This is a genomic window from Sphingomonas sp. GW821-FHT09E03 (assembly GCF_059416225.1).
In genome coordinates, this window is sequence record NZ_JBWKOS010000008.1 from 106,668 (window position 1) to 125,986 (window position 19,319).

Sequence of the window (19,319 nt, forward strand, 5' to 3'; positions counted from 1 at the left end):
TTTCGTCAGGATGACGCATTGCAGAAAGACACTTCGTCATGCCCAAAGTCCTCATTTCCGACAAGATGGATCCCCAGGCCGCCAAGATCTTCCGCGAGCGCGGGGTGGAGGTGGACGAGATCACCGGCAAGACCCCGGCAGAGCTGATGGCGATCATCGGCGACTATGACGGGCTCGCGATCCGCTCCTCGACCAAGGTCACCAAGGAGATTCTCGAGCACGCGACCAACCTCAAAGTGGTCGGCCGCGCCGGCATCGGCGTCGACAACGTCGATATCCCCGCCGCGTCGGCCAAGGGCGTGGTGGTGATGAACACCCCGTTCGGCAATTCGATCACCACCGCCGAGCACGCCATCGCGCTGATGTTCGCGCTCGCCCGCGACCTGCCGGAGGCGGACAAGTCCACTCAGGCCGGCAAGTGGGAAAAGAACCGCTTCATGGGCGTCGAGATGACGGCCAAGACGCTCGGCCTGATCGGCGCCGGCAACATCGGCTCGATCGTCGCCGATCGCGCCCGTGGCCTTAAGATGAAGGTGGTCGCCTATGATCCCTTCCTCACCCCCGAGCGCGCGGTGGAGATGGGTGTCGAGAAGGTGACGCTGGACGAGCTGCTCGCCCGCGCCGACTTCATCACCCTGCACACGCCGCTGACCGACCAGACCCGCAACATCCTGTCGGCGGAGAATCTCGCCAAGACCAAGCAGGGCGTACGCATCGTCAATTGCGCACGCGGCGGGCTGATCGACGAGGCGGCGCTCAAGGCGGGGCTCGATTCCGGCCATATCGGCGGCGCCGCGCTCGACGTGTTCGTGACCGAGCCGGCCAAGGAATCGCCGCTGTTCGGCACCCCGAACTTCATCTCCACCCCGCATCTCGGCGCCTCGACCACCGAGGCGCAGGTCAATGTCGCGATTCAGGTCGCCGAGCAGATGGCGGACTTCCTGGTCTCGGGCGGTGTCACCAACGCGCTCAACATGCCCTCGCTGTCGGCCGAGGAAGCGCCCAAGCTCAAGCCGTACATGGCGCTCGCCGAGAAGCTCGGCAGCCTGGTCGGCCAGCTCGCGACCGGCGCGATCACGCGCATCTCGGTCCATGCCGAGGGCGCGGCGGCAGAGCTCAACCAGAAGCCGATCACCAGCGCCGTGCTGGCCGGCTTCCTCCAGACCCAGACTGCGACGGTCAACATGGTCAACGCGCCGCTGCTCGCGCGCGATCGCGGCATGGAGGTGCGCGAGATCCGCACCGAGCGCGAGGGCGATTACCACACGCTGTTGCGCGTCGCGGTGAAGACCGCCGATGGCGAGCGATCGGTGGCGGGAACCCTGTTCGGCGACCAGGCGCCGCGCCTCGTCGAGCTGTTCGGCATCAAGGTGGAGGCCGATCTGGTCGGCCCGATGCTCTACGTCGTCAATGAGGACGCCCCCGGCTTCATCGGCCGGCTCGGCACCGCGCTCGGCGAGGCAGGGGTCAACATCGGCACCTTCCATCTCGGCCGCCGCTCGGCCGGCGGCGAGGCGGTGCTGCTGCTCTCGGTCGACGAGCCGGTAACCGCGGAGCTGCTCGCCAAGGTCAAGGCGCTGCCCGGCGTCAAGACCGCGATGGGCCTGTCGTTCTGAGGCCTGGCTGAACCTTCTTGTCCCCGGACTCGTCCGGGGACGGGATGCGGCCGCGGCCGTGTGCGAGGGACACAGTCTGCCGTTCGCCCCGAGCGTTGTCGACGGGCATGAGACTTACTGTGCTTCGACAAGCTCAGCACGAACGGCTCAATGCTTGTCCGAGCGCGACACAGTCCTGCCGCTCGCCCTGAGCTTGTCGAAGGGCAGGGGACACCCCGCGCGTCGACTGGCTCGGCGCGAACGAGCACCCCTCGTCATCCTGCGCTACCCCTCTCCCCATTGCGGCAGGGGCGCTCTATGGAGCCGGCATGACCCCATTGCTCCCCGAAGGTTTCCGCGACCGTCTGCCGCCCCATGCCGATACCGCCGCCGCGATCGAGGCGCGGGTGCTGGAGGCGGCGCGGCTGCATGGCTATGAGCGCGCCGATCCGCCGCTCGTTGAATATGCCGACAGCCTCGGCTCGCGGCTCAAGGACGGCGCGCTGATCGATGCGGTGCGCTTCGTCGATCCGGTGTCGCAGCGCACGCTGGCGATCCGCCCCGATCTCACCGCGCAGATCGCCCGCATCGCCGCGACGCGGATGGGGCATCACCCGCGCCCGGTGCGGCTGTCCTATGCCGGCCCTGTGCTCAAGCTGCGTGCGGAGCAGCTCGCCCCGGCGCGCGAGTGGCGCCAGATCGGCTGCGAGCTGATCGGGCTCGATTCGGTCGCGGCGGCGCAGGAAGTGGTCGGCGTCGCGGTCGAGGCGCTGGCCGCCGCCGGTGCGAGCGGTGTCTCGATCGATTTCACCTTGCCGGATCTTGTCGACACGCTGGCGGCCGGGCCGTTCCCGGTGCCGGCGGAGCGAGTCGAGGCGTTGCGCGACCGGCTCGATGCCAAGGATGCCGGCGCGGTGGCGGAGCTGGCGCCGGCCTATCTGCCGCTGATCGAGGCGGCCGGGCCTTTCGAGGCGGCGCTGGCGCGGCTACGCGGCTTCGATGCCAGCGGCGCGCTCACCAGCCGCCTGGATGGGCTGGCAGCGCTGGCGAACGCCGTGGGTGGCCGGGTCGGGCTGACGCTCGATCCCACCGAGCGCCACGGCTTCGAATATCAATCGTGGCTCGGCTTCTCGCTGTTCGTGGCCGGCGCGACGCGCGAGGTCGGCCGCGGCGGCACCTATACCGTGATGCACGATGGCGGCGCCGAGGAAGCCGCGACCGGCTTCTCGATCTTCGCCGATGCGATCGTCGCCACCGCCGCGCCGGCCGAGCGGCGGCGGCTGTTCCTGCCAGTGGGCACCGCGCCGGCAGACGGCGCGGCGATGCGCGCCGCCGGCTGGGTGACGGTGGCGGCGCTGGAGGCTGGCGACACGCCCGAGGCGCAATTGTGCACGCACGTCTGGGCGGCGGGCGAGGCGCGGCTGCTGGGCGCGTGAGGGCGCCGCGCCGCTGCGCGCGCAGGAGCAGGCGAGCGCGAGCGGTTGACGCGCCGGGCCCCCGAGGCTAGGCGCGCCACCGAACAATCGGAACCGTCCGCGCGCCGAGCCCTGTCGAAGGGCGCGCGGATTCGCCAGGCAGGCGGAGAATTGTATCCATGGCCAATGTAGCCGTGATCGGCGCCCAGTGGGGCGACGAGGGCAAGGGCAAGATCGTCGACTGGCTCGCCGAGCGCGCCGACATGGTGGTCCGCTTCCAGGGCGGGCACAACGCCGGCCACACGCTGGTGGTGGGCGAGAACGTCTACAAATTGTCGCTGCTGCCCTCAGGAATCGTCCGTGGCACGCCGTCGGTGATCGGAAATGGCGTGGTGCTCGACCCCTGGGCGCTCAAGGCCGAGATCGAGCGGCTCGCGGCACAGGGCGTGGTGGCGACCCCGGAGACGCTGCGCATTGCCGACAATTGCGCATTGATCCTGCCGTTCCACCGCGATCTCGACGGCCTGCGCGAGGATGCGAGCGGCGCCGGCAAGATCGGCACCACCAGGCGCGGCATCGGCCCGGCCTATGAGGACAAGGTCGGTCGTCGCGCGATCCGCGTCTGCGATCTTGCCCATCTCGACCAGCTCGATGCCCAGCTCGATCGGCTCACCGCGCATCATGACGCGCTGCGTGCCGGCTTCGGCCAGCCGCCGATCGATCGCGACGCGCTGATCGCCGAGCTGCGCGACATCGCCGATTTCGTGCTGTCCTTCGCCAAGCCGGTGTGGCGCGACCTCAACGAGGCGCGCGCGGCGGGCAAGCGCATCCTGTTCGAAGGCGCGCAGGGCGTGCTGCTCGACGTCGATCACGGCACCTATCCGTTCGTCACCTCGTCCAACACCATCGCCGGCAGCGCGGCGGGCGGTTCGGGTCTCGGGCCAGGGGCGGTCGGCTTCGTGCTCGGCATTGCTAAGGCTTATACCACCCGCGTCGGCTCGGGGCCGTTCCCGACCGAACTCGAGGACGAGATCGGCGAGCGCCTCGGCACCCGCGGCCACGAGTTCGGTACCGTCACCGGGCGCAAGCGCCGCTGCGGCTGGTTTGATGCGGTGCTGGTGCGCCAGTCGGCGGCCGTCTCGGGGATCACCGGCATCGCACTGACCAAGCTCGACGTGCTCGACGGCTTCGAGACGATCTCGATTTGCACCGGCTATCGCCTGCGCGGCGAGACGCTGGACTATTTTCCCTCGCACGCCGCCGATCAGGCCGCGGTGGAGCCGATCTACGAAACGATGGAAGGCTGGCAGGATTCCACGGCCGGCGCGCGCAGCTGGGCCGAATTGCCGGCCCAGGCAATCAAGTATATCCGTCGTGTCGAGGAATTGATCCGCTGCCCGGTGACCCTGGTATCGACCAGTCCCGAACGGGCCGACACCATCCTGGTCCGCGATCCGTTCGCGGACTAATCTAGATCATCTTTGCCGGTGGCATGAAGATCATGCCGCCGGTTCAACCAAGCATCCTTTTACTGTCTGGCCTGTTATGGAGATCAAACAGGGAGAAGAAGGATGGAAGACGATCTCGTCCGACTGGCCAAGTCCCAGCTCGCGTTCCGCCGGTTACGCTACACCCATTTCGATCACGCGCTATTCGACGAACACGCCTGGGACATGCTGATGATCCTGTTCGTCGCGCGCAGCGAAGGGCGCGAGATCGAGGATATCGAGCTGATCACCGAGACGGCGGCACGCCTGCCCACCGGCCTGCGCTGGCTGTCGATGCTGGAGCATGACAAGCGCGTCACGCGAACCGTGAAAAGCGATCGGATCCTGGTGACGCTGACCGACGAGGCTGCCGCCTCGATGCGCCAATTTTTCCTGGATGCCTCCGCCGCACGATAGTGATCCGCGGTTCCGTGCGACGGGACTCTCGTCGCTTCGCCGGTTACCGATCGCAAAAGAAGAGGCCGGACGATCGCTCGCCCGGCCTTTCCTTTCACCCGTCGGAGACGAGCTTAGCGCGGGGTAGTCGAGCCGCCCGAGCTGCTCGTCGTGCCCGTGCCCGTGGACGTACCCGGCGTGGTCGTGCCGGTTGCATCGGGGCTGGTCATCGAATCCGGCGACATGGTCGAGTCGGTGGTCGACGTCGTCCCCATGGTCGTCGTGCCGGTGCCCGAGCGCGTGCCGGTGGTGCCGCGATGGGTGCTGCGCGTCGATTTGCTGCGGGTGGTGCTGGTCGTGCCGCCGGTGGTGCCGGAGGTCGTCGACTGGCCGGTGCCGGTCTGGCCCATCGACATGTCACCGGTGGTGCCGCCCATGGTGCCCGATGTCGTGCCGCCCATCGTGCCCGACGTGGAACCACCCATGGTCCCTGTCGAGCCACCCATGGTGCCTGACGTCGACCCACCAGTTGTCGTTTGCGCAATGGCGGCGGTCGGCAACAACAGCGCAGCGGCGGTAAGTGTCATGATCTTTCGCATCGTTCTCTCCTGCTTTTCGTTATCGTATCAACGGCTCGCAGGGGCAGGTGTTCCCTTCGATTAACTACATTGAGCCCGGTGGAGTAACGCCTGATCGGCGAGCACCAAGGCCATCATCGCTTCCACCACCGGCACGCCGCGGATGCCGACGCACGGATCGTGGCGCCCCTTGGTGGCGATCTCGGCGGCCCGGCCGTCGCGGTCGATCGTCGGTACCGCGGTGAGGATCGAGCTGGTCGGCTTGAACGCGGCGCGCAGCCGGATCGGCTGGCCGGTCGCGATGCCGCCGGCGATGCCGCCGGCGTGGTTGGCGAGGAAGGTGGGGCCCTCGTCACCCGGGCGCATCGCATCGGCATTGGCCTCGCCGGTGAGGGCCGCGGCGGCAAAGCCGTCACCGATCTCGACGCCCTTGACGGCGTTGATGCCCATCACCGCATGCGCCAGCTCGGCGTCGAGCTTGGCATAGAGCGGCGCGCCCCAGCCGGCGGGCACGCCCACTGCCTCGCAGGCGACCACCGCGCCGAGCGACGAGCCGGCCTTGCGCGCGCCGTCGACCAGCGCCTCCCAGCGCTCCGCCGCGGCAGGGTCGGGGCAGAAGAAGGGATTGGCGTCAATCGTCGCGTCGTCGAACGCGGCGTAATCGATCGCATCGCCGCCGATCGCTTCCACCCAGCCGCGGATCCGCACCTGCGGGATCACCAGCCTGGCGACCGCGCCGGCCGCCACCCGGCTTGCCGTCTCGCGCGCCGATGACCGCCCGCCGCCGCGATAGTCGCGAAAGCCGTATTTGGCGTCATAGGCGTAATCGGCATGTCCGGGGCGATAGGCGAGCGCGACCTCAGAATAATCCTTCGATCGCTGGTCGACATTCTCGATCATCAGGCTGATCGGGGTGCCGGTGGTGCGGCCCTCGAACACGCCCGAAAGGATGCGCACCTGATCGGGCTCGCGCCGCTGGGTGGTGAAGCGCGAGGTGCCGGGACGGCGCTTGTCGAGCCAGGGCTGGATGTCCGCTTCGGCGAGCGCGAGCCCCGGCGGACAGCCGTCGACCACCGCGCCGATCGCGGGACCGTGGCTCTCGCCCCAGGTAGTGAAGCGGAAGACGTGGCCGAAGGAATTGACGCTCATGATGCCTCCCTCTCGCGACGGAGGGGAGGGGTCAAGCTGTCGCGTTGGGTAATCGGCTCAGGCGAGCGCGATGTCCGGCGCGTCCTCGGCCTTCATGCCGATCACGTTGTAGCCGGCGTCGACATGGTGGATCTCGCCGGTGACGCCGCTCGACAGGTCGCTGAGCATGTACAATCCGGCGCCGCCGACGTCGTCGATCGTCACGGTGCGGCGCAGCGGCGAGTTGAGCTCGTTCCACTTGAGGATATAGTTGAAGTCGCCGATCCCGCGCGCCGCCAGCGTCTGGATCGGGCCCGCCGAGATGGCGTTGATGCGGATGTTCTCCGGCCCGAGATCCACCGCGAGATATTTGACGCTGGTCTCGAGCGCCGCCTTGGCGACGCCCATGACATTGTAATGCGGGATGACCTTCTCGGCGCCGTAATAGGACAGGGTCAGGATCGAGCCGCCCTCGGGCATCATCGTCCGCGCGCGCTTGGCCACCGCGACCAGGCTGTAGGCCGAGATGTTCATCGTCATCAGGAAATTGTCGAGCGTGGTATCGTAATAGCGACCACGCAGCTGCGACTTGTCCGAGAAGCCGATGGCATGGACCACGAAGTCGATTGTCGGCCATTCCGCGGCGAGCGTGGCAAAGGTCGCGTCGAGCGCGTCCATGTCCGAGACGTCGCAGTCGAACAGCCGGGCGACGCCGAGCTGCTCGGCGAGCGGGCGCACGCGCTTCTCCATCGCCTCGCCCTGGTAGGAGAAAGCGAGCTCGGCGCCGGCGGCCGACAATTGCTTGGCAATCCCCCACGCCAGCGACTTGTCGTTGGCCAGGCCCATGATCAGCCCACGCTTTCCCGCCATCAACCCCGTCACGCCGTCACCGCCTCCGTCTTGCTCGTCGCTGCACCCTGTAGCGCCGGTTCGGGCGGTTCCGCCAGTGCCGCGTTGAGATGGGCGCCAAACACCAGCCCGAGGCCGATCAGATAGAAGAACAGGAGCATCACCACGACGCCGGCCAGGCTGCCGTAGGTGAGGTCATAGCCGCCGAGCTGCGCGAGCACGATCGGCAGCAGCGCGGTCATCCCCACCCACCAGGCGGTGGTGAACAACGCGCCCGGCCATTTCTTGCACTCGGTGTAGCGGTATTTGGACGGCGTCACCGAATAGAACAGCATGTAGAGCGCGCCGAACATCAGCAGCCCGGGGATGATCCGGGACAGGCCGACCCAGCCGGCGGCGTTCTCGGCGAAGGGCAGCAGCCGGTAGATGAACTGCTCGGCGGCGGTGAGGATGCCCTGCACCAGGAAGGCGATCAGCGCGATGATCACCGACAGGATGATCATCCCCGACGACGACAGCCGCGAGCGCCAGAAGGGCGCGGTCGATTTGACGCCATAAGCACGGTGGAAGATGTCGCGGATCGTCTCGACGAAGCCGCCCACCGTCCACAAGCCGACCAGCCCGCCGAGCCACAGCAGGTTGCCGGTCCGCGCCACCAGCACGTCGGCGATCGGCTTGCGCAGGATGTCGGCGACATCGGGGGGCAGCACGTGGAGGAACGAGGCCACCGTGCGCTGGGTCTCGGCGCTCTGGCCGAGCAGCGACAGCAGCGCCGCCGCGGTGATGAAGAACGGGAACACCGTCATCAGGGCAAGATAGGCGAGATTGCCGGCGTGGATGAAGCCGTCGTTGAACACACCGAACGCGGCGCGCTTGAACACCTCGATGGTGGCCGGGCCGGGCTTCAGCTTGGCGAGGTGGTGGTGGGCGCCGTGGCGATGCTTCGCCCGGTCTTCGGGGGTTAGGGCGGGGGCAGCGTCTGTCACGCGGCTCAGACGCCCAGCGCCGCCCTCGGGTTCCCGGCACCATCCCACTGTTCGGCAAAGGCTTGCAGCGCGGCATCATGCGCAGGCACGTCGACCATCAGCGTCACGAGCTGGTCGCCGCGGGTGCCGTCCTTGCGGTGAAAACCCTTGCCCTTGAGGCGCAGCGTTTTGCCCGAGGTGGTGCCGGCGGGGATCGTCAGCATCACCGCCTTGTCGACGGTCGGCGCGCGCACCGAGCCGCCGAGCACCGCCTCCTTGAGGGTGATCGGCAGATCGAGCCGGACGTCATCGCCGTCGCGGGTGAAGAAGCGGTGCCCCTGTACCTCGATGCTGACGATTGCGTCGCCGGCGCCGCCCGGGCCTTGCTCGCCCTTGCCGCCGAGCTTCATCTGGGTGCCGGTCTCCACCCCGGCCGGCAGCTTGAGGTCGATCGCCTTGCCGTCGCCAAGCGTCACCCGTTGCGGGCTGAGCGTCGCCGCATCGACAAAGGGAACGCGCAATTGATAGGCGATGTTGGCGCCCTTGGGCTGTGGTCGCCGGCCGAAGCCGCTGGCGAAGCCGCCGCCGCGCTGACCGCCGCCGAACAGGCCCTCAAAGATGTCGCCCATGTCGGCGCCGTCGCCGCCGAACTCGAATCCGGCGCTGTTGAAGCCGCCGCCGCCCGGGCCACCGGCACGCGGGCTGCCGCCGCCATAGCCGAACGGCGCGGCGGGGTTGCCGTCGCCGTCGATCTCGCCGCGGTCGAAGCGCGCGCGCTTGTCCTTGTCGGTGAGCAGGTCATAGGCGCTCGTCACCTGGCTGAACCGCTCGGACGCCTTGGGATTGTCCTTGTTGCGGTCCGGGTGAAGCTCCTTGGCGAGCTTGCGGTACGCCTTCTTGACGTCGGCCTCGGTCGCGCCGCGCGCCACGCCCAAGGTCTGATATGGATCGGCCATCGAGTCCCCGTTGGTGTATTAGCCGGCTATGTGGGGGAGGGAGCCGCGCAACGCAATCGGTGGCTGCATCGTTGGTGGCATCGAGGAGACGCGATCATGACCGACAAGCAACCCACCCAGGCGATGGATACCAATCACGACGGCAGCAAGGACGGCGTCGGCGACGCGCCGGGCAAGACCGCTGGCGGCAGCGAAAGCAGCGGCGGCGCCTATCCCAATCCGCATACCGGCAAGAAGCCCGGCGGCGCCGGCGGCGGCTTCATGGGCCATGGCGGCCAGAGCGGGATGGAATATTCGGGCACCGGCGACAAGGATAGCGACGATGGCGTCGGTAACGAGAATGCCGTGACGAAGTAGACGCTATCGGCCGGTGGCCCCGGTCTACCGTCGCCCGGACCCAAAGTCCGTCACCCCAGCGGAAGCTGGGGTCTCCAGCGGCTCCATCCCTCCGCCACCAGGAGATCCCAGCTTCCGCTGGGGTGACGGCGTGGGGAAGGCTTGGATGACGGTGCGGCGGCGGGGCGGGGCAGGCTAGGCGACCACCACTTCCTCCAGCGGCGCGACGTCGACCGACACTTCCATGTTCTGCGCATGCGAGCCGAGCACCACGCCGTCGACCGGTGCGATCTCGGCATAGTCGCGGCCGACGGCCATGACGATGTGATCGCCCGCCATCCAGATGCCGTTGGTGGGATCGAGCCCGACCCAGCCCTGCACCGGCCCACACCATAGCAACACCCAGGCGTGCGTCGCGTCGGCGCCGACCAGCCGCGGCTCGCCGGGGGGCGGAATGGTGCGTATATAGCCCGAGGCATAGGCTGCCGGCAGCCCCGCCGCGCGCAGCCCGGTGATCATGATCTGCGCGAAATCCTGGCACACGCCCTTGCGGTGCAGGAAAGCTTCGTGCGGCGGCGTGTCGACCAGAGTCGCGGTAGCGTCGAACGTGAAATCGCGCTGGATCCGCTGCGCGAGCGCGATTCCCGCCTCCAGGCTGCCGCGCGCGGGATCGAGATCCGCCGCGCAATAATCGGCGATGCCATGGTCGAGCGGGATCAGCGGCGAGGGGAACAGGTAATTGGCCGGGCCGATCGCCGAAAGATCGCGGCTGTGGCGCGCCATCGCCGCGACCTCGGCGAGCGTCGGGTCTGAGGCGTCGGGGATCGGGATCAGCCGATCGACCGCAATCCGCGCGCGGCTTTCGATGGTGAGGCTGCGCACCGGCGTGTCGATCACCAGCCGGGTGACGTTGGCGAGCCCCGCCTCGGCGCGCGCCGGCGAGGTGCGCCCGACCGGCTCGACGGTGAGCGCATAATCCTCCACCGTCTGGCCCGGCCAGTCGATCGGCTGGAGCCGCAGGTTGCAGCGCGCGAACTTGACGAAACCGCCGTAATCGAAGCGGGTGACGTGGCGGATGTCGTAGATCATCGGATGTCGGGCTTCATGCCAGCGTCAGCCCCACGGCGCGCAGCGGTTCGGCGCCCTGAAGGAAATAGCGGCGCGCGACCGCGTCGGACAATTGGGCGAGCCGGCGCTCCAGATCGCCGAGCGTATCGGGGGTCATGGTCGCGGCGGCCGTGGTGGCGAGGATCGCGGTCAGCGCCTTGGCGAGCGCCTGTTGCGGCTCGGCCATGCCATCGTCGCTCAGCACCGGCAGTTCGCCAAGCCGCTCGTTCAGCCGTTCGGTCTGATAGGCGAGGCTGCGCGGGTTGCCCGGATCGAGCGCGACGAGGTCGACCACCGGCACCCGCGCGATCCCCGTGAGGTAGCGCTGGCGATAGCTGATCTGGCTGTTGGCGAGGTCGAGCAGCGTCGAGAGATCGTCGGCGGTCGCGCCGGGCATGCCGAACAGCCTCACCGCCCTGGTCATCGCCATCGCGCGTTCCAGCCGGCGGCCGAGATCGTGGAACCGCCAAGCGGCCGTGCGGCCCATATGCTCGGCCGACAAGCCGGCGATCGCCGCATAGCGCCGCTGCAGCGAGCCGGCGCGATCCAGCATGCCGCGATGGGTGGGGAAGGGTGCCTCGAGCAGCCGCACCATGTCGGCCGACAAGCGGTCGCGCGATCCCTCGCCGATACAGCGGGCGAGGCGGTTGATCGTCGCCACCGAATGCCAGTCCTCGTCCTCCATCGCCTGGCGGGCGAACAGCGTCAGGTCGCCGCGGCGCAGCGACAGCGGGTGCGGCGCCGATCCACCGCCGGCGATCAGGCCGACGAGCTTGCCCATCGTCGCCGACGACAGCGCCGCGCCGCCATCGGCATCGATCGAGTTGCCGAGCATCACCCGGATCGCCGCGAGCAGCGCCTCGCCACGCTCGAGATAGCGGCCGAGCCAGTAAAAATTATCGGCGACCCGGCTCGGCAGCGTCCCCGGGTTGCGGCGCACGGCGAGCGAATCCTGCGCGGGCAGTAGCGACACCTGGTCCACCGCCTCATGGCCGTGGATGCAGACGTCGGCCGACCAGGTGCCTTCGCCCATCACCGTCGAGCGTGGATCGGGATCGTCGCCGATCCGGGCAAAACCGCCGGGCAGCACCGTCCAGGCGCCATGCGCGTCGCGCGCGAGGAACACGCGCAAGGTGAAGGGCCGCGGCTCGAGCCGGTCGCCGATCACGACCGGCATGGTGGAGAGGCGGACGATCTCCTGGCCGACATAATCCTGCGGGCGGCGGGCCATGTCGGCGAGCAGCGCGATGCGCGCCGCGCCGGTGATCTCGGCGCCGGGGATCGGCTTGTTGCCGGGCAGGCCGAGCGGCGCCGCGCCGAATGCGGGGCCGATCAGCAGCCGATCGAGGTCTTCCTCGACATGCACGCGCTCGCGATCGTGGCCGCACCACCAGGTGGCGATGTTGGGGATGTGCAGGCTTTCGCCAAGCAGCCGCGTCGCCAGCTGCGGCAGGAAGGCGCTGAACGCCGGCGCCTCGAGCACGCCCGACCCCGGCGGGTTGGAGAGCACGACATTGCCCGCGGCATAGGCATCGATCAGCCCCGGCACGCCGATCTGCGAATGCGAATCGAACGCCAGCGGATCAAGCAGCCGCGGATCGACCCGCCGCCACAAGGCGTCCACGCGCTTGAGCCCGCCGATGGTGCGGACATAGAGCTGGTTCTCGAGCGCGGCGAGATCGGCGCCTTCGACCAGCAGCAGCCCGAGGTAGCGGGCGAGATGCGCCTGTTCGGGATAGCTCGGATTGAACCGTCCAGGCGTGAGCAGGCCGATCCGCGGCTCGGCGCGGCGACACATGGCGGCGATCCCGGCGCGGAACGCGGCGAAGAAGGGCGCGTGGCGCTGGACGTTGAGCCGCGCCTGCAGACCGCCGAGCGTGCGGCTCACCGCAAGCCGGTTCTCGAGCGCATAGCCGGCGCCGGCGGGCGCGCGCAGGTGATCGGCAAGGATCCGCCATTCGCCGGTGGGGCCGCGACCGAGATCCATCGCGATGAAATGGAGGTGGCGACCGCCGGGCGGTTCGAGCCCCACCATCGGCCGCAGGAAATAGGGGCTGCCGGTCACCAGCGCGGCGGGGATCAGGCCGCGCTCGACCAGCCGGCCGGGCCCATAGAGATCCGCGATCACCGTCTCGAGCAGATCGGCACGCTGGACGACGCCCTGCGTGATCTCGCGCCACTCCGCGCTGTCGATCAGCAGCGGCACGGGGGACACCGGCCAGGGTCGCTCGTCGGCCTCGCCCGAGATGCGAAAGCCCATGCCGATGTCGGCGGCATGGCGGCGGACGCGCTCGCGGATGTGGTCGAGATCGTCGGACGCGACGGTGGCGAGTTCCTCGAACATCGCCGCCCAGGCCGGATCGTCGCTGCTGCACAGCACGTCGTCCGCGGTGGCGCGGGCGCAATAATCCGCGATCCAGCGCTTGGCATGCGTCGCCGCGTCGAACAGGGGCGCCGGTCGCGTCGCCATCGCTTGCCTTTACATGTCCCCGCGGTGTGAGCGGCACCGTCTACGGTTGCGCGCTGCCATGCAACATAAAAGGACCAGTCTTCATCGTTCGCGCGTAATAGCCGCAGACGGGTTACAGATCCGGCAGCACCTGGTCGGCGACGCCCCAGCCGTCCAGCGCGCGCGAGCCGGCGCGCGCGAGCAGCTCGGCGGCATCGCGTACGCTCCAGCGCGCCGCGGTGTCGAGGTCGCGCAGCTCGGTCCAGGAGACCGGCGCCGCCACCGGCGCGCCGGCACGCGCCCGCGCGGCATAGGGCATGATCGCGGTCGCGCCGCGCTGGTTGCGCAGATAGTCGATGAAGATCTTGCCCTTGCGCTTGGCCTTGGACATGACCGCGACGAACCGCTCGGGATCGGCGGCGGCCAGCGCGCGGGCAAAGCGATCGGCGAAGTCCTTTACCGCCGGCCATTCGGCCTGCGGCGTCAGCGGCACCACCACATGGACGCCCTTGCCGCCCGACAGCAGCGGGAAGCTTACCAGCCCTATCTCGGCGAGCTGGTTCTTGAGATAGTCGGCGGCCCGTTTGGTGTCGCCGAAATCGAGCCCCTCGTCGGGATCGAGATCGAACACCAGCCGGTCGGGCTGCTCGAGCGCGTCGATCGACGAGCCCCAGCCGTGGAATTCGATGGTGCCCATCTGGACGCAGGCGGTGAGGCCATCGACGTCGTCGACGTAGAGATAGGGCTCGACGGTGCCGTCCTTCTCGGTGATGTCGACATGGTGGACCCATTCGCCGAAGCTGCCGGCATCGTGCTTCTGGAAGAAGCATTGCTTGGCGCGGCCCTGCGGGCAGCGCACCAGGCTGACCGGCCGGCGCCCGGCCCAGGGCAGCATGATCGGCGAGACCTGCGCGTAATAGTCCGCGAGCTCGCCCTTGGTGACGTCCGATTCGGGGAAGATCACCCGGTCGCGGCTGCTCACCTTGACGTGGACCTCGGGGAGCTCGACCGCGAGCGTCGCCGGTGCCGGCTCGGGGGTCTCGACCACCACGTCCGCCGCCTTCTTGTCGCCGCGCAGGCCGAGGAAGCTCGGGTGGCGGAGCACGCCATCGGGCGTCACCTCGGTAAAGGCGATCTCGGCGACCAGCTCGGGCTTCACCCATTTGGCGCCGCGCACCATCGCGCGCGGCGCCTTCACCGTCGGCTCGGCCTGCGCCAGCGCGGCGAGCTTGTCGCCGATCTCGTCCATCAGCGCGGCGCCGAAACCGGTGCCGACCTTGCCCGCATAACGCAGCACGCCCGCCTCATGGACGCCGAGCAGCAGCGACTTGAAACCGCGGTTCTTGTCCGACGGCGTCCAGCCGACGATCACGAATTCCTGGCGGCGGGTGCATTTCGCCTTCAGCCATGCCTTGGTGCGGCGGCCGCGATAGGGCGCATCGGCCTGCTTCGAGACGACGCCCTCCAGCCCCTCGCGGCACATCGTCTCGAACAATTGCTCGCCCGAGCCGAGCACATGGTCGGAATAATGGATCCGATCGCTGTTCGGGATGATCGCGTGCAGCCGCTCCTTGCGGGTGATGGTGGCGAGCCCCGTCAGATCCTCGCCATCGAGCGCGAGCAGGTCGAAGGCGAACAAGGTCATGTCGCCGCCTGCCGAGATCGCATCCTTGAGGGTCGAGAAATCCGGCCGGCCCTCCTTGAACGCGACGATCTCGCCATCGATCAGCGCCGATTGCACCGGGAGCGCCGCCGCGGCCTCGGCGATCGCGGCGAATTTGTCGGTCCAGTCGAGCCCGCTGCGGGTATAGACCTTGGCGGTGCCGCCGCCGACCGCGACCAGCGCGCGGTAGCCGTCATATTTAACCTCGTGGAGCCAGCCGCCGCCGGTGGGGACGCTATCCACCAGCGTGCACAATTGCGGTTCCTGGAACGCTGGCGGCTTGCCCTTGGCGGCCGCGGCGGCCTTGGCCTTGATCTTGGCGGCCTTCTTCGGCGGCGCAGCCTTGGCCGGCTTCTTGCCCTCGGCGATCTCCTGCATCGTCCGCCCGGTGGCGACGCTGGTCAGCGCCTCCTCAACCAGCGTGTCGGTGCCGCCGGCGGCGGGATCGTCGATCTTGCGGAGCAGCCAGTTCTCGTTCTTCTCGCGGCCGCGTGGCTTCAGCCGGATCAGCAGCCACTCGCCCTTCATCCGCTCGCCCTCGAGCACGAAGTGGAGGTGGCCCTCGTCGATGTCCTTGGCGCTCTTGCCCGCGATCGGTGACCAAGTGCCGCGATCCCACAGCATCACCGTGCCGCCGCCATATTCGCCCGCGGGGATCGTCCCTTCGAAGGTCGCATAGGACAGCGGGTGATCCTCGGTACGCACCGCGAGGCGCTTCTCGGCTGGGTCGAGGCTGGGGCCGCGCGTCACCGCCCAGCTCTTGAGCACGCCGTCTATCTCCAGCCGGAAATCCCAGTGCAGCCGGGTCGCGTCATGCTTTTGGACCATGAAGCTGTTGCCGTGGCCCGGCGCCAGCGTGCCCGCGGGCTCGGCGGTCTTGGTGAAGTCGCGTTTGGCATTGTAGCGCGAGAGGGGATCGGTGGCGGCCATCCAGCCTCAAGCCCGCTTCTTCGCCGCCGGTTTCTTCGCCGGCGCCGGCGCGTCCTCGGCCGCTGCCTTCTTCGCCGCGGGCTTCTTGGCCGGGGCTGCCTTGGCCGGCGACGCGCCTGGCTTCTCCATCGACTTCTTCAGCGCCGCCATCAGGTCGACGACATTGGATGCCGAGCGCCCGCCGCCATCGTCTTTCTCCTCGATGATTTTGCCGCCCTTGGCCTTGCGCTTGCGCTCGACCAGCTCCTTCAGCGCATCGACATAGCGGTCGTGGAATTCCTGCGGATCGAACGCACCGGTCTTCTTCTCGATCAGCGCCTCGGCGAGATCGAGCAGATCCTCGTCGGGCTTCCCCTCGGGAATCTCGCGGAAATAGCTCTGCGCCTTGTTGACCTCGTCGGCATAGCGCAGCGTCTCCAGCACCATGCCGCGCCCGCACGGCTTGAGGCTGACGACATATTCACGCCCCCTCAGCGCCAGCTGGCCGAGCCCGACCTTCTTGGTCCGCTTGAGCGCCTCGCGCAGCACGATGAACGCTTCTTCGGCAAGGTCGTCGGCCGGCACCACGAAATAGGGCTTCTCGTAATAGATGACGTCGATCTCGCTCGCATCGACGAACTGGGTGAGCTCCAGCGTTTTTTTCGATTCGAGCTTCACCGCATCGATCTCGTCCTGCTCGAGCAGCACGAACTCGCCCTTCGACACCTCATAGCCCTTCATGATCTCGTCGGTGTCGACCGGGCCGATCCCGGTGACGACCTTCTCATAATGGATCGGCTGGCCCGAGGGCTCGTGGATCTGCTTGAACGACACCGCGGCGCCACTCTTGGTGGCGGAATAGATTTCGACCGGGATCGAGACGAGGGCGAGCCTGATCTGCCCTTGCCAGTAAGCGCGTGCGGCCATGCGGAAAAACACCTCGTTGCGGGGCCGATTCAATTCCCCGGCGACGGAGTCGTTCCGTGGCCGCCGAAACCGCATCGCCGGCTGCCTGACGGCTCGGCATGACGGCGTCGCCGAAAGTCGCTAAGGGCGGCGCATGACCACCGATCCCTTTGTGCTGTTCGACAGTTGGTATGCCGAGGCACGCGCATCAGAAATCAACGACTCAAACGCGATGGCGCTGGCCACCGCCGATGGATCGGGCCGCCCCTCGGTGCGCATGGTGCTGCTCAAGGGCCATGGCCCCGATGGCTTCGTGTTCTACACCAACCGCGGCAGCCGCAAGGCCGCCGATCTCGCCGCGAACATGCAGGCGGCGCTGCTGTTCCACTGGAAGTCGCTGCGCCGGCAGATCCGCATCGAAGGCCAGGTGAGCCTCGCCACCGATGCCGAGTCGGATGCCTATTTCGCCAGCCGCGGGCGCGATTCGCAGCTCGGCGCCTGGGCGTCGGACCAGTCGCGCCCACTCGACGCGCGCGAGACGTTCGAGGCGCGGGTCGCCGAGATGACGACGCGGTTCGAGGGCGGTCCGGTGCCGCGGCCGTCGCATTGGGGCGGCTATCGCGTCACCCCCGATGCCATCGAGTTTTGGCAGGACCGGGCGCATCGGCTACATGAGCGCCGGCTGTTCACCCGCGATGGCGACGGGTGGAGCGAGGGATTGCTGTTCCCATGACGGGTGACGAACGCCGCCGGATCCTGCCCCTGGCCACGCGCGCCGCGCTCGCCAGCGTGGCGATGGCGTGCTTCCTGCTGGCGCTGAAAAGCTTTGCCGCCTGGCAGACCGGCTCGGTGGCGATGCTCGGCAGCCTTGCCGATACCGTGCTCGATCTGCTCGCCAGCCTGGTGACGCTCTACGGCGTCCGCCTCGCCGCCGAGCCCGCCGATCACGATCACCGTTTCGGCCATGGCAAGGCGGAGGCGCTCGCGGCGCTGTTCCAGGTCGCGCTGATCACCGCCTCGGCGGCGGCAATCGGCTGGCGGGCGATCACCGCGCTTGGCGAGAATGGCGCGACCGGCGACGCAGGCTTTGGCATCGGCGTGTCGGTGGTGGCGATCGCCGCCACCGCCGTGCTGCTCTGGTATCAGCGCCGCATCATCCGCCAGACCGGCTCGGTCGCGATCATGGCGGACAATGTCCATTACCAGTCGGACGTGCTGCTCAACGGTTCGGTGATCGTCGCGCTGGTGGTCGATCAATATCTCGGCTGGCACAAGGCGGATCCGATCTTCGGCATCGCCATCGCGCTGTGGCTCGCCTGGGGCGCGTTCCAGGCTTCGTCCAACGCGATCGACCAATTGATGGACAAGGAGTGGCCCGAGGACCAGCGCCACGCCTTTCTCGAGGTCGCGGCGCGCCAGCCCGGGATCAGGGGCATCCACGATTTCCGCACCCGGCGCTCGGGCAGCCACGATTTCGCGCAATTCCACATGGAAGTGGACCGCAACCTCACGGTGAGCGCGGCGCACGACATCGTCGAGGCGGTCGAGGTCAAGCTGCGTGGTGCCTTCCCCAAGGTGGAGGTGCTGATCCACCTCGATCCCGAGGGCCATGTCGATACCGACAACCCGCTGGTCGAGGCCGACGTTACCCCGCATTGGTTCAGCAAGCGGCTATAGGCGCGGCGACGCGCTTGCCCGGCCCCGCAGAGGATTGATCGCGTGAGAATACCCTTCGCCCAGATCGACGCCTTCACCGACACGCCCTTTGCCGGCAATCCGGCCGGGGTGCTACCGCTCGCCGAATGGCTGGCCGATGATCTGCTGCAGAAGATCGCCGCGGAGAACAACCTCAGCGAGACGGCCTTCATCGTGCCGGCCAAGGACGGCGACGCCGATTTCGAACTGCGATGGTTCACGTCCGCCGCCGAGGTCGCGCTGTGTGGCCATGCCACCCTGGCCAGCGGCCATTTCGTGCTGTCGTCCGATGCCGACCGGATCAAGGTGCGGTTCGCCACGCGCCGGTCCGGGATGCTGGAGGTCGCACGCGCGGGCGACCGCTACCGTCTGGATCTGCCGGCCTGGACTCCGGCGCCGCGGCCGCTGCCCGAGATGGTGGCCGCGCTGGGGGTGGAAGCGATCGAGACGCTGTGGCATGAAAGCGGCTATGCGCTGATCCTGGTCGCCGACGAGGCGGCTGTCCGCGCTGCCGATCCCGATCTGCGCGCGCTTGCCGCGCTCGGCCCCTATGTGGCGATCGTCGCCGCGCCGGGGGACGATACCGATATCGCCAGCCGCGTGTTCACGCCCTATTTCGACATCGACGAGGATCCGGTCACCGGCTCGGCGCATGCGGTGATGGTGCCTTATTGGGCTGAGCGGCTCGGGCGGGACCGGCTCACGGCCTATCAGGCGAGTGCGCGCGGCGGGCGGTTGACCTGCTCGCTCGAAGGCGACCGGGTGGTGCTCGGCGGCAGCTGCGTGACGGTGATCGAGGGCACGTTCCTGCTGCCGTGAGGCAGCGACGAGGCGTGGCGCTTACAACGCCTGATCCTGGCCAACCTTAATGTTCCGTTCGCCCTG

General features: G+C 68.4%; 17 protein-coding genes. 8 read left to right on the top strand and 9 right to left on the bottom strand.

The annotated features are described in order from the left end of the window. The first annotated feature begins 38 nt into the window (after positions 1 to 38). From serA to AC07M8_RS15520, 4 genes are all read left to right on the top strand, one after another. Positions 39 to 1,616: a phosphoglycerate dehydrogenase gene (gene serA / locus AC07M8_RS15505; protein WP_495175223.1), complete on the top strand. Its 1,578-nt coding sequence runs from the start codon at positions 39 to 41 to the stop codon at positions 1,614 to 1,616. A gap of 308 nt (positions 1,617 to 1,924) precedes the next feature. Beyond that, positions 1,925 to 3,031, top strand: a complete 1,107-nt coding sequence (locus AC07M8_RS15510; protein ID WP_495175224.1) for an ATP phosphoribosyltransferase regulatory subunit — start codon at positions 1,925 to 1,927, stop codon at positions 3,029 to 3,031. Positions 3,032 to 3,189: 158 nt separating this feature from the next. After that, entirely contained in the window at positions 3,190 to 4,479 is a 1,290-nt protein-coding gene (locus tag AC07M8_RS15515) for an adenylosuccinate synthase (RefSeq protein ID WP_495175225.1), read from the top strand. Positions 4,480 to 4,581: 102 nt separating this feature from the next. Then, positions 4,582 to 4,914, top strand: coding sequence for a hypothetical protein (locus AC07M8_RS15520; protein WP_495175226.1), 333 nt, complete (start codon positions 4,582 to 4,584; stop codon positions 4,912 to 4,914). Between the two features lie 113 nt (positions 4,915 to 5,027). On the opposite strand, the gene AC07M8_RS15525 is transcribed toward AC07M8_RS15520, so the two are convergent. The 5 genes from AC07M8_RS15525 to AC07M8_RS15545 all read right to left on the bottom strand — a co-directional run bounded on the left by AC07M8_RS15525 (position 5,028) and on the right by AC07M8_RS15545 (position 9,369). Continuing rightward, entirely contained in the window at positions 5,028 to 5,378 is a 351-nt protein-coding gene (locus tag AC07M8_RS15525; protein ID WP_495175227.1) for a hypothetical protein, read from the bottom strand. A 174-nt stretch (positions 5,379 to 5,552) separates the two neighbouring features. After that, positions 5,553 to 6,620: a chorismate synthase gene (gene aroC / locus AC07M8_RS15530; protein ID WP_495175228.1), complete on the bottom strand. Its 1,068-nt coding sequence runs from the start codon at positions 6,618 to 6,620 to the stop codon at positions 5,553 to 5,555. 57 nt (positions 6,621 to 6,677) lie between these two features. Next, the gene (fabI, locus tag AC07M8_RS15535; RefSeq protein ID WP_495175229.1) at positions 6,678 to 7,481 is read right to left on the bottom strand and encodes an enoyl-ACP reductase FabI; all 804 of its coding nucleotides are present in this window, start codon (positions 7,479 to 7,481) and stop codon (positions 6,678 to 6,680) included. Then, a complete protein-coding gene (locus tag AC07M8_RS15540; RefSeq protein WP_267394254.1) occupies positions 7,478 to 8,434 on the bottom strand; it encodes a YihY/virulence factor BrkB family protein in 957 nt (318 codons plus the stop codon). The genes fabI and AC07M8_RS15540 overlap by 4 nt, the downstream gene beginning before the upstream one ends. Before the next feature lie 5 nt (positions 8,435 to 8,439). Further along, complete coding sequence (locus AC07M8_RS15545; RefSeq protein WP_495175230.1) at positions 8,440 to 9,369, bottom strand: DnaJ C-terminal domain-containing protein; 930 nt, start codon at positions 9,367 to 9,369, stop codon at positions 8,440 to 8,442. A 96-nt stretch (positions 9,370 to 9,465) separates the two neighbouring features. Here AC07M8_RS15545 and AC07M8_RS15550 point away from each other — a divergent pair, with 96 nt between their 5' ends. Beyond that, on the top strand, positions 9,466 to 9,726 hold the full coding sequence (locus AC07M8_RS15550; RefSeq protein ID WP_495175231.1) for a hypothetical protein: 261 nt from the start codon (positions 9,466 to 9,468) through the stop codon (positions 9,724 to 9,726). A 174-nt stretch (positions 9,727 to 9,900) separates the two neighbouring features. Here AC07M8_RS15550 and AC07M8_RS15555 read toward each other — a convergent pair whose 3' ends face one another. From AC07M8_RS15555 to ku, 4 genes are all read right to left on the bottom strand, one after another. Then, entirely contained in the window at positions 9,901 to 10,794 is an 894-nt protein-coding gene (locus AC07M8_RS15555) for a transglutaminase family protein (RefSeq protein ID WP_495175232.1), read from the bottom strand. A 13-nt stretch (positions 10,795 to 10,807) separates the two neighbouring features. Continuing rightward, positions 10,808 to 13,282 carry a circularly permuted type 2 ATP-grasp protein gene (locus tag AC07M8_RS15560; protein WP_495175233.1) on the bottom strand — a complete coding sequence of 825 codons (2,475 nt, stop codon included), beginning with the start codon at positions 13,280 to 13,282 and terminating at the stop codon, positions 10,808 to 10,810. Positions 13,283 to 13,394: 112 nt separating this feature from the next. After that, positions 13,395 to 15,854, bottom strand: a complete 2,460-nt coding sequence (gene ligD / locus AC07M8_RS15565; protein WP_495175234.1) for a DNA ligase D — start codon at positions 15,852 to 15,854, stop codon at positions 13,395 to 13,397. Positions 15,855 to 15,860: 6 nt separating this feature from the next. Beyond that, on the bottom strand, positions 15,861 to 16,760 hold the full coding sequence (gene ku / locus AC07M8_RS15570; protein WP_495175235.1) for a non-homologous end joining protein Ku: 900 nt from the start codon (positions 16,758 to 16,760) through the stop codon (positions 15,861 to 15,863). Positions 16,761 to 16,893: 133 nt separating this feature from the next. Here ku and pdxH point away from each other — a divergent pair, with 133 nt between their 5' ends. Genes pdxH through AC07M8_RS15585 form a run of 3 tightly spaced genes read left to right on the top strand, consistent with a single transcriptional unit; the run spans position 16,894 to position 19,253 of the window. Then, on the top strand, positions 16,894 to 17,472 hold the full coding sequence (gene pdxH / locus AC07M8_RS15575; protein WP_495175236.1) for a pyridoxamine 5'-phosphate oxidase: 579 nt from the start codon (positions 16,894 to 16,896) through the stop codon (positions 17,470 to 17,472). Further along, positions 17,469 to 18,416 (top strand): cation diffusion facilitator family transporter, encoded by a 948-nt coding sequence (locus AC07M8_RS15580; RefSeq protein ID WP_267394239.1) that lies wholly within the window; start codon positions 17,469 to 17,471, stop codon positions 18,414 to 18,416. The genes pdxH and AC07M8_RS15580 overlap by 4 nt, the downstream gene beginning before the upstream one ends. Positions 18,417 to 18,458: 42 nt before the next feature. Further along, positions 18,459 to 19,253, top strand: a complete 795-nt coding sequence (locus tag AC07M8_RS15585) for a PhzF family phenazine biosynthesis protein (protein WP_495175237.1) — start codon at positions 18,459 to 18,461, stop codon at positions 19,251 to 19,253. Positions 19,254 to 19,319 lie beyond the last annotated feature (66 nt).

Excerpts from the sequence above, each read along its gene's own strand:
- AC07M8_RS15555 (WP_495175232.1), bottom strand. The coding sequence starts at position 10,794 with ATGATCTACGACATCCGCCACGTCACCCGCTTCGATTACGGCGGTTTC.
- AC07M8_RS15580 (WP_267394239.1), top strand. The coding sequence starts at position 17,469 with ATGACGGGTGACGAACGCCGCCGGATCCTGCCCCTGGCCACGCGCGCC.
- serA (WP_495175223.1), top strand. The coding sequence starts at position 39 with ATGCCCAAAGTCCTCATTTCCGACAAGATGGATCCCCAGGCCGCCAAG.
- AC07M8_RS15550 (WP_495175231.1), top strand. The coding sequence starts at position 9,466 with ATGACCGACAAGCAACCCACCCAGGCGATGGATACCAATCACGACGGC.
- AC07M8_RS15525 (WP_495175227.1), bottom strand. The coding sequence starts at position 5,378 with ATGGGTGGTTCCACGTCGGGCACGATGGGCGGCACGACATCGGGCACC.
- AC07M8_RS15545 (WP_495175230.1), bottom strand. The coding sequence starts at position 9,369 with ATGGCCGATCCATATCAGACCTTGGGCGTGGCGCGCGGCGCGACCGAG.
- AC07M8_RS15515 (WP_495175225.1), top strand. The coding sequence starts at position 3,190 with ATGGCCAATGTAGCCGTGATCGGCGCCCAGTGGGGCGACGAGGGCAAG.
- ku (WP_495175235.1), bottom strand. The coding sequence starts at position 16,760 with ATGGCCGCACGCGCTTACTGGCAAGGGCAGATCAGGCTCGCCCTCGTC.
- AC07M8_RS15560 (WP_495175233.1), bottom strand. The coding sequence starts at position 13,282 with ATGGCGACGCGACCGGCGCCCCTGTTCGACGCGGCGACGCATGCCAAG.
- pdxH (WP_495175236.1), top strand. The coding sequence starts at position 16,894 with ATGACCACCGATCCCTTTGTGCTGTTCGACAGTTGGTATGCCGAGGCA.
- AC07M8_RS15510 (WP_495175224.1), top strand. The coding sequence starts at position 1,925 with ATGACCCCATTGCTCCCCGAAGGTTTCCGCGACCGTCTGCCGCCCCAT.
- AC07M8_RS15520 (WP_495175226.1), top strand. The coding sequence starts at position 4,582 with ATGGAAGACGATCTCGTCCGACTGGCCAAGTCCCAGCTCGCGTTCCGC.
- aroC (WP_495175228.1), bottom strand. The coding sequence starts at position 6,620 with ATGAGCGTCAATTCCTTCGGCCACGTCTTCCGCTTCACTACCTGGGGC.
- ligD (WP_495175234.1), bottom strand. The coding sequence starts at position 15,854 with ATGGCCGCCACCGATCCCCTCTCGCGCTACAATGCCAAACGCGACTTC.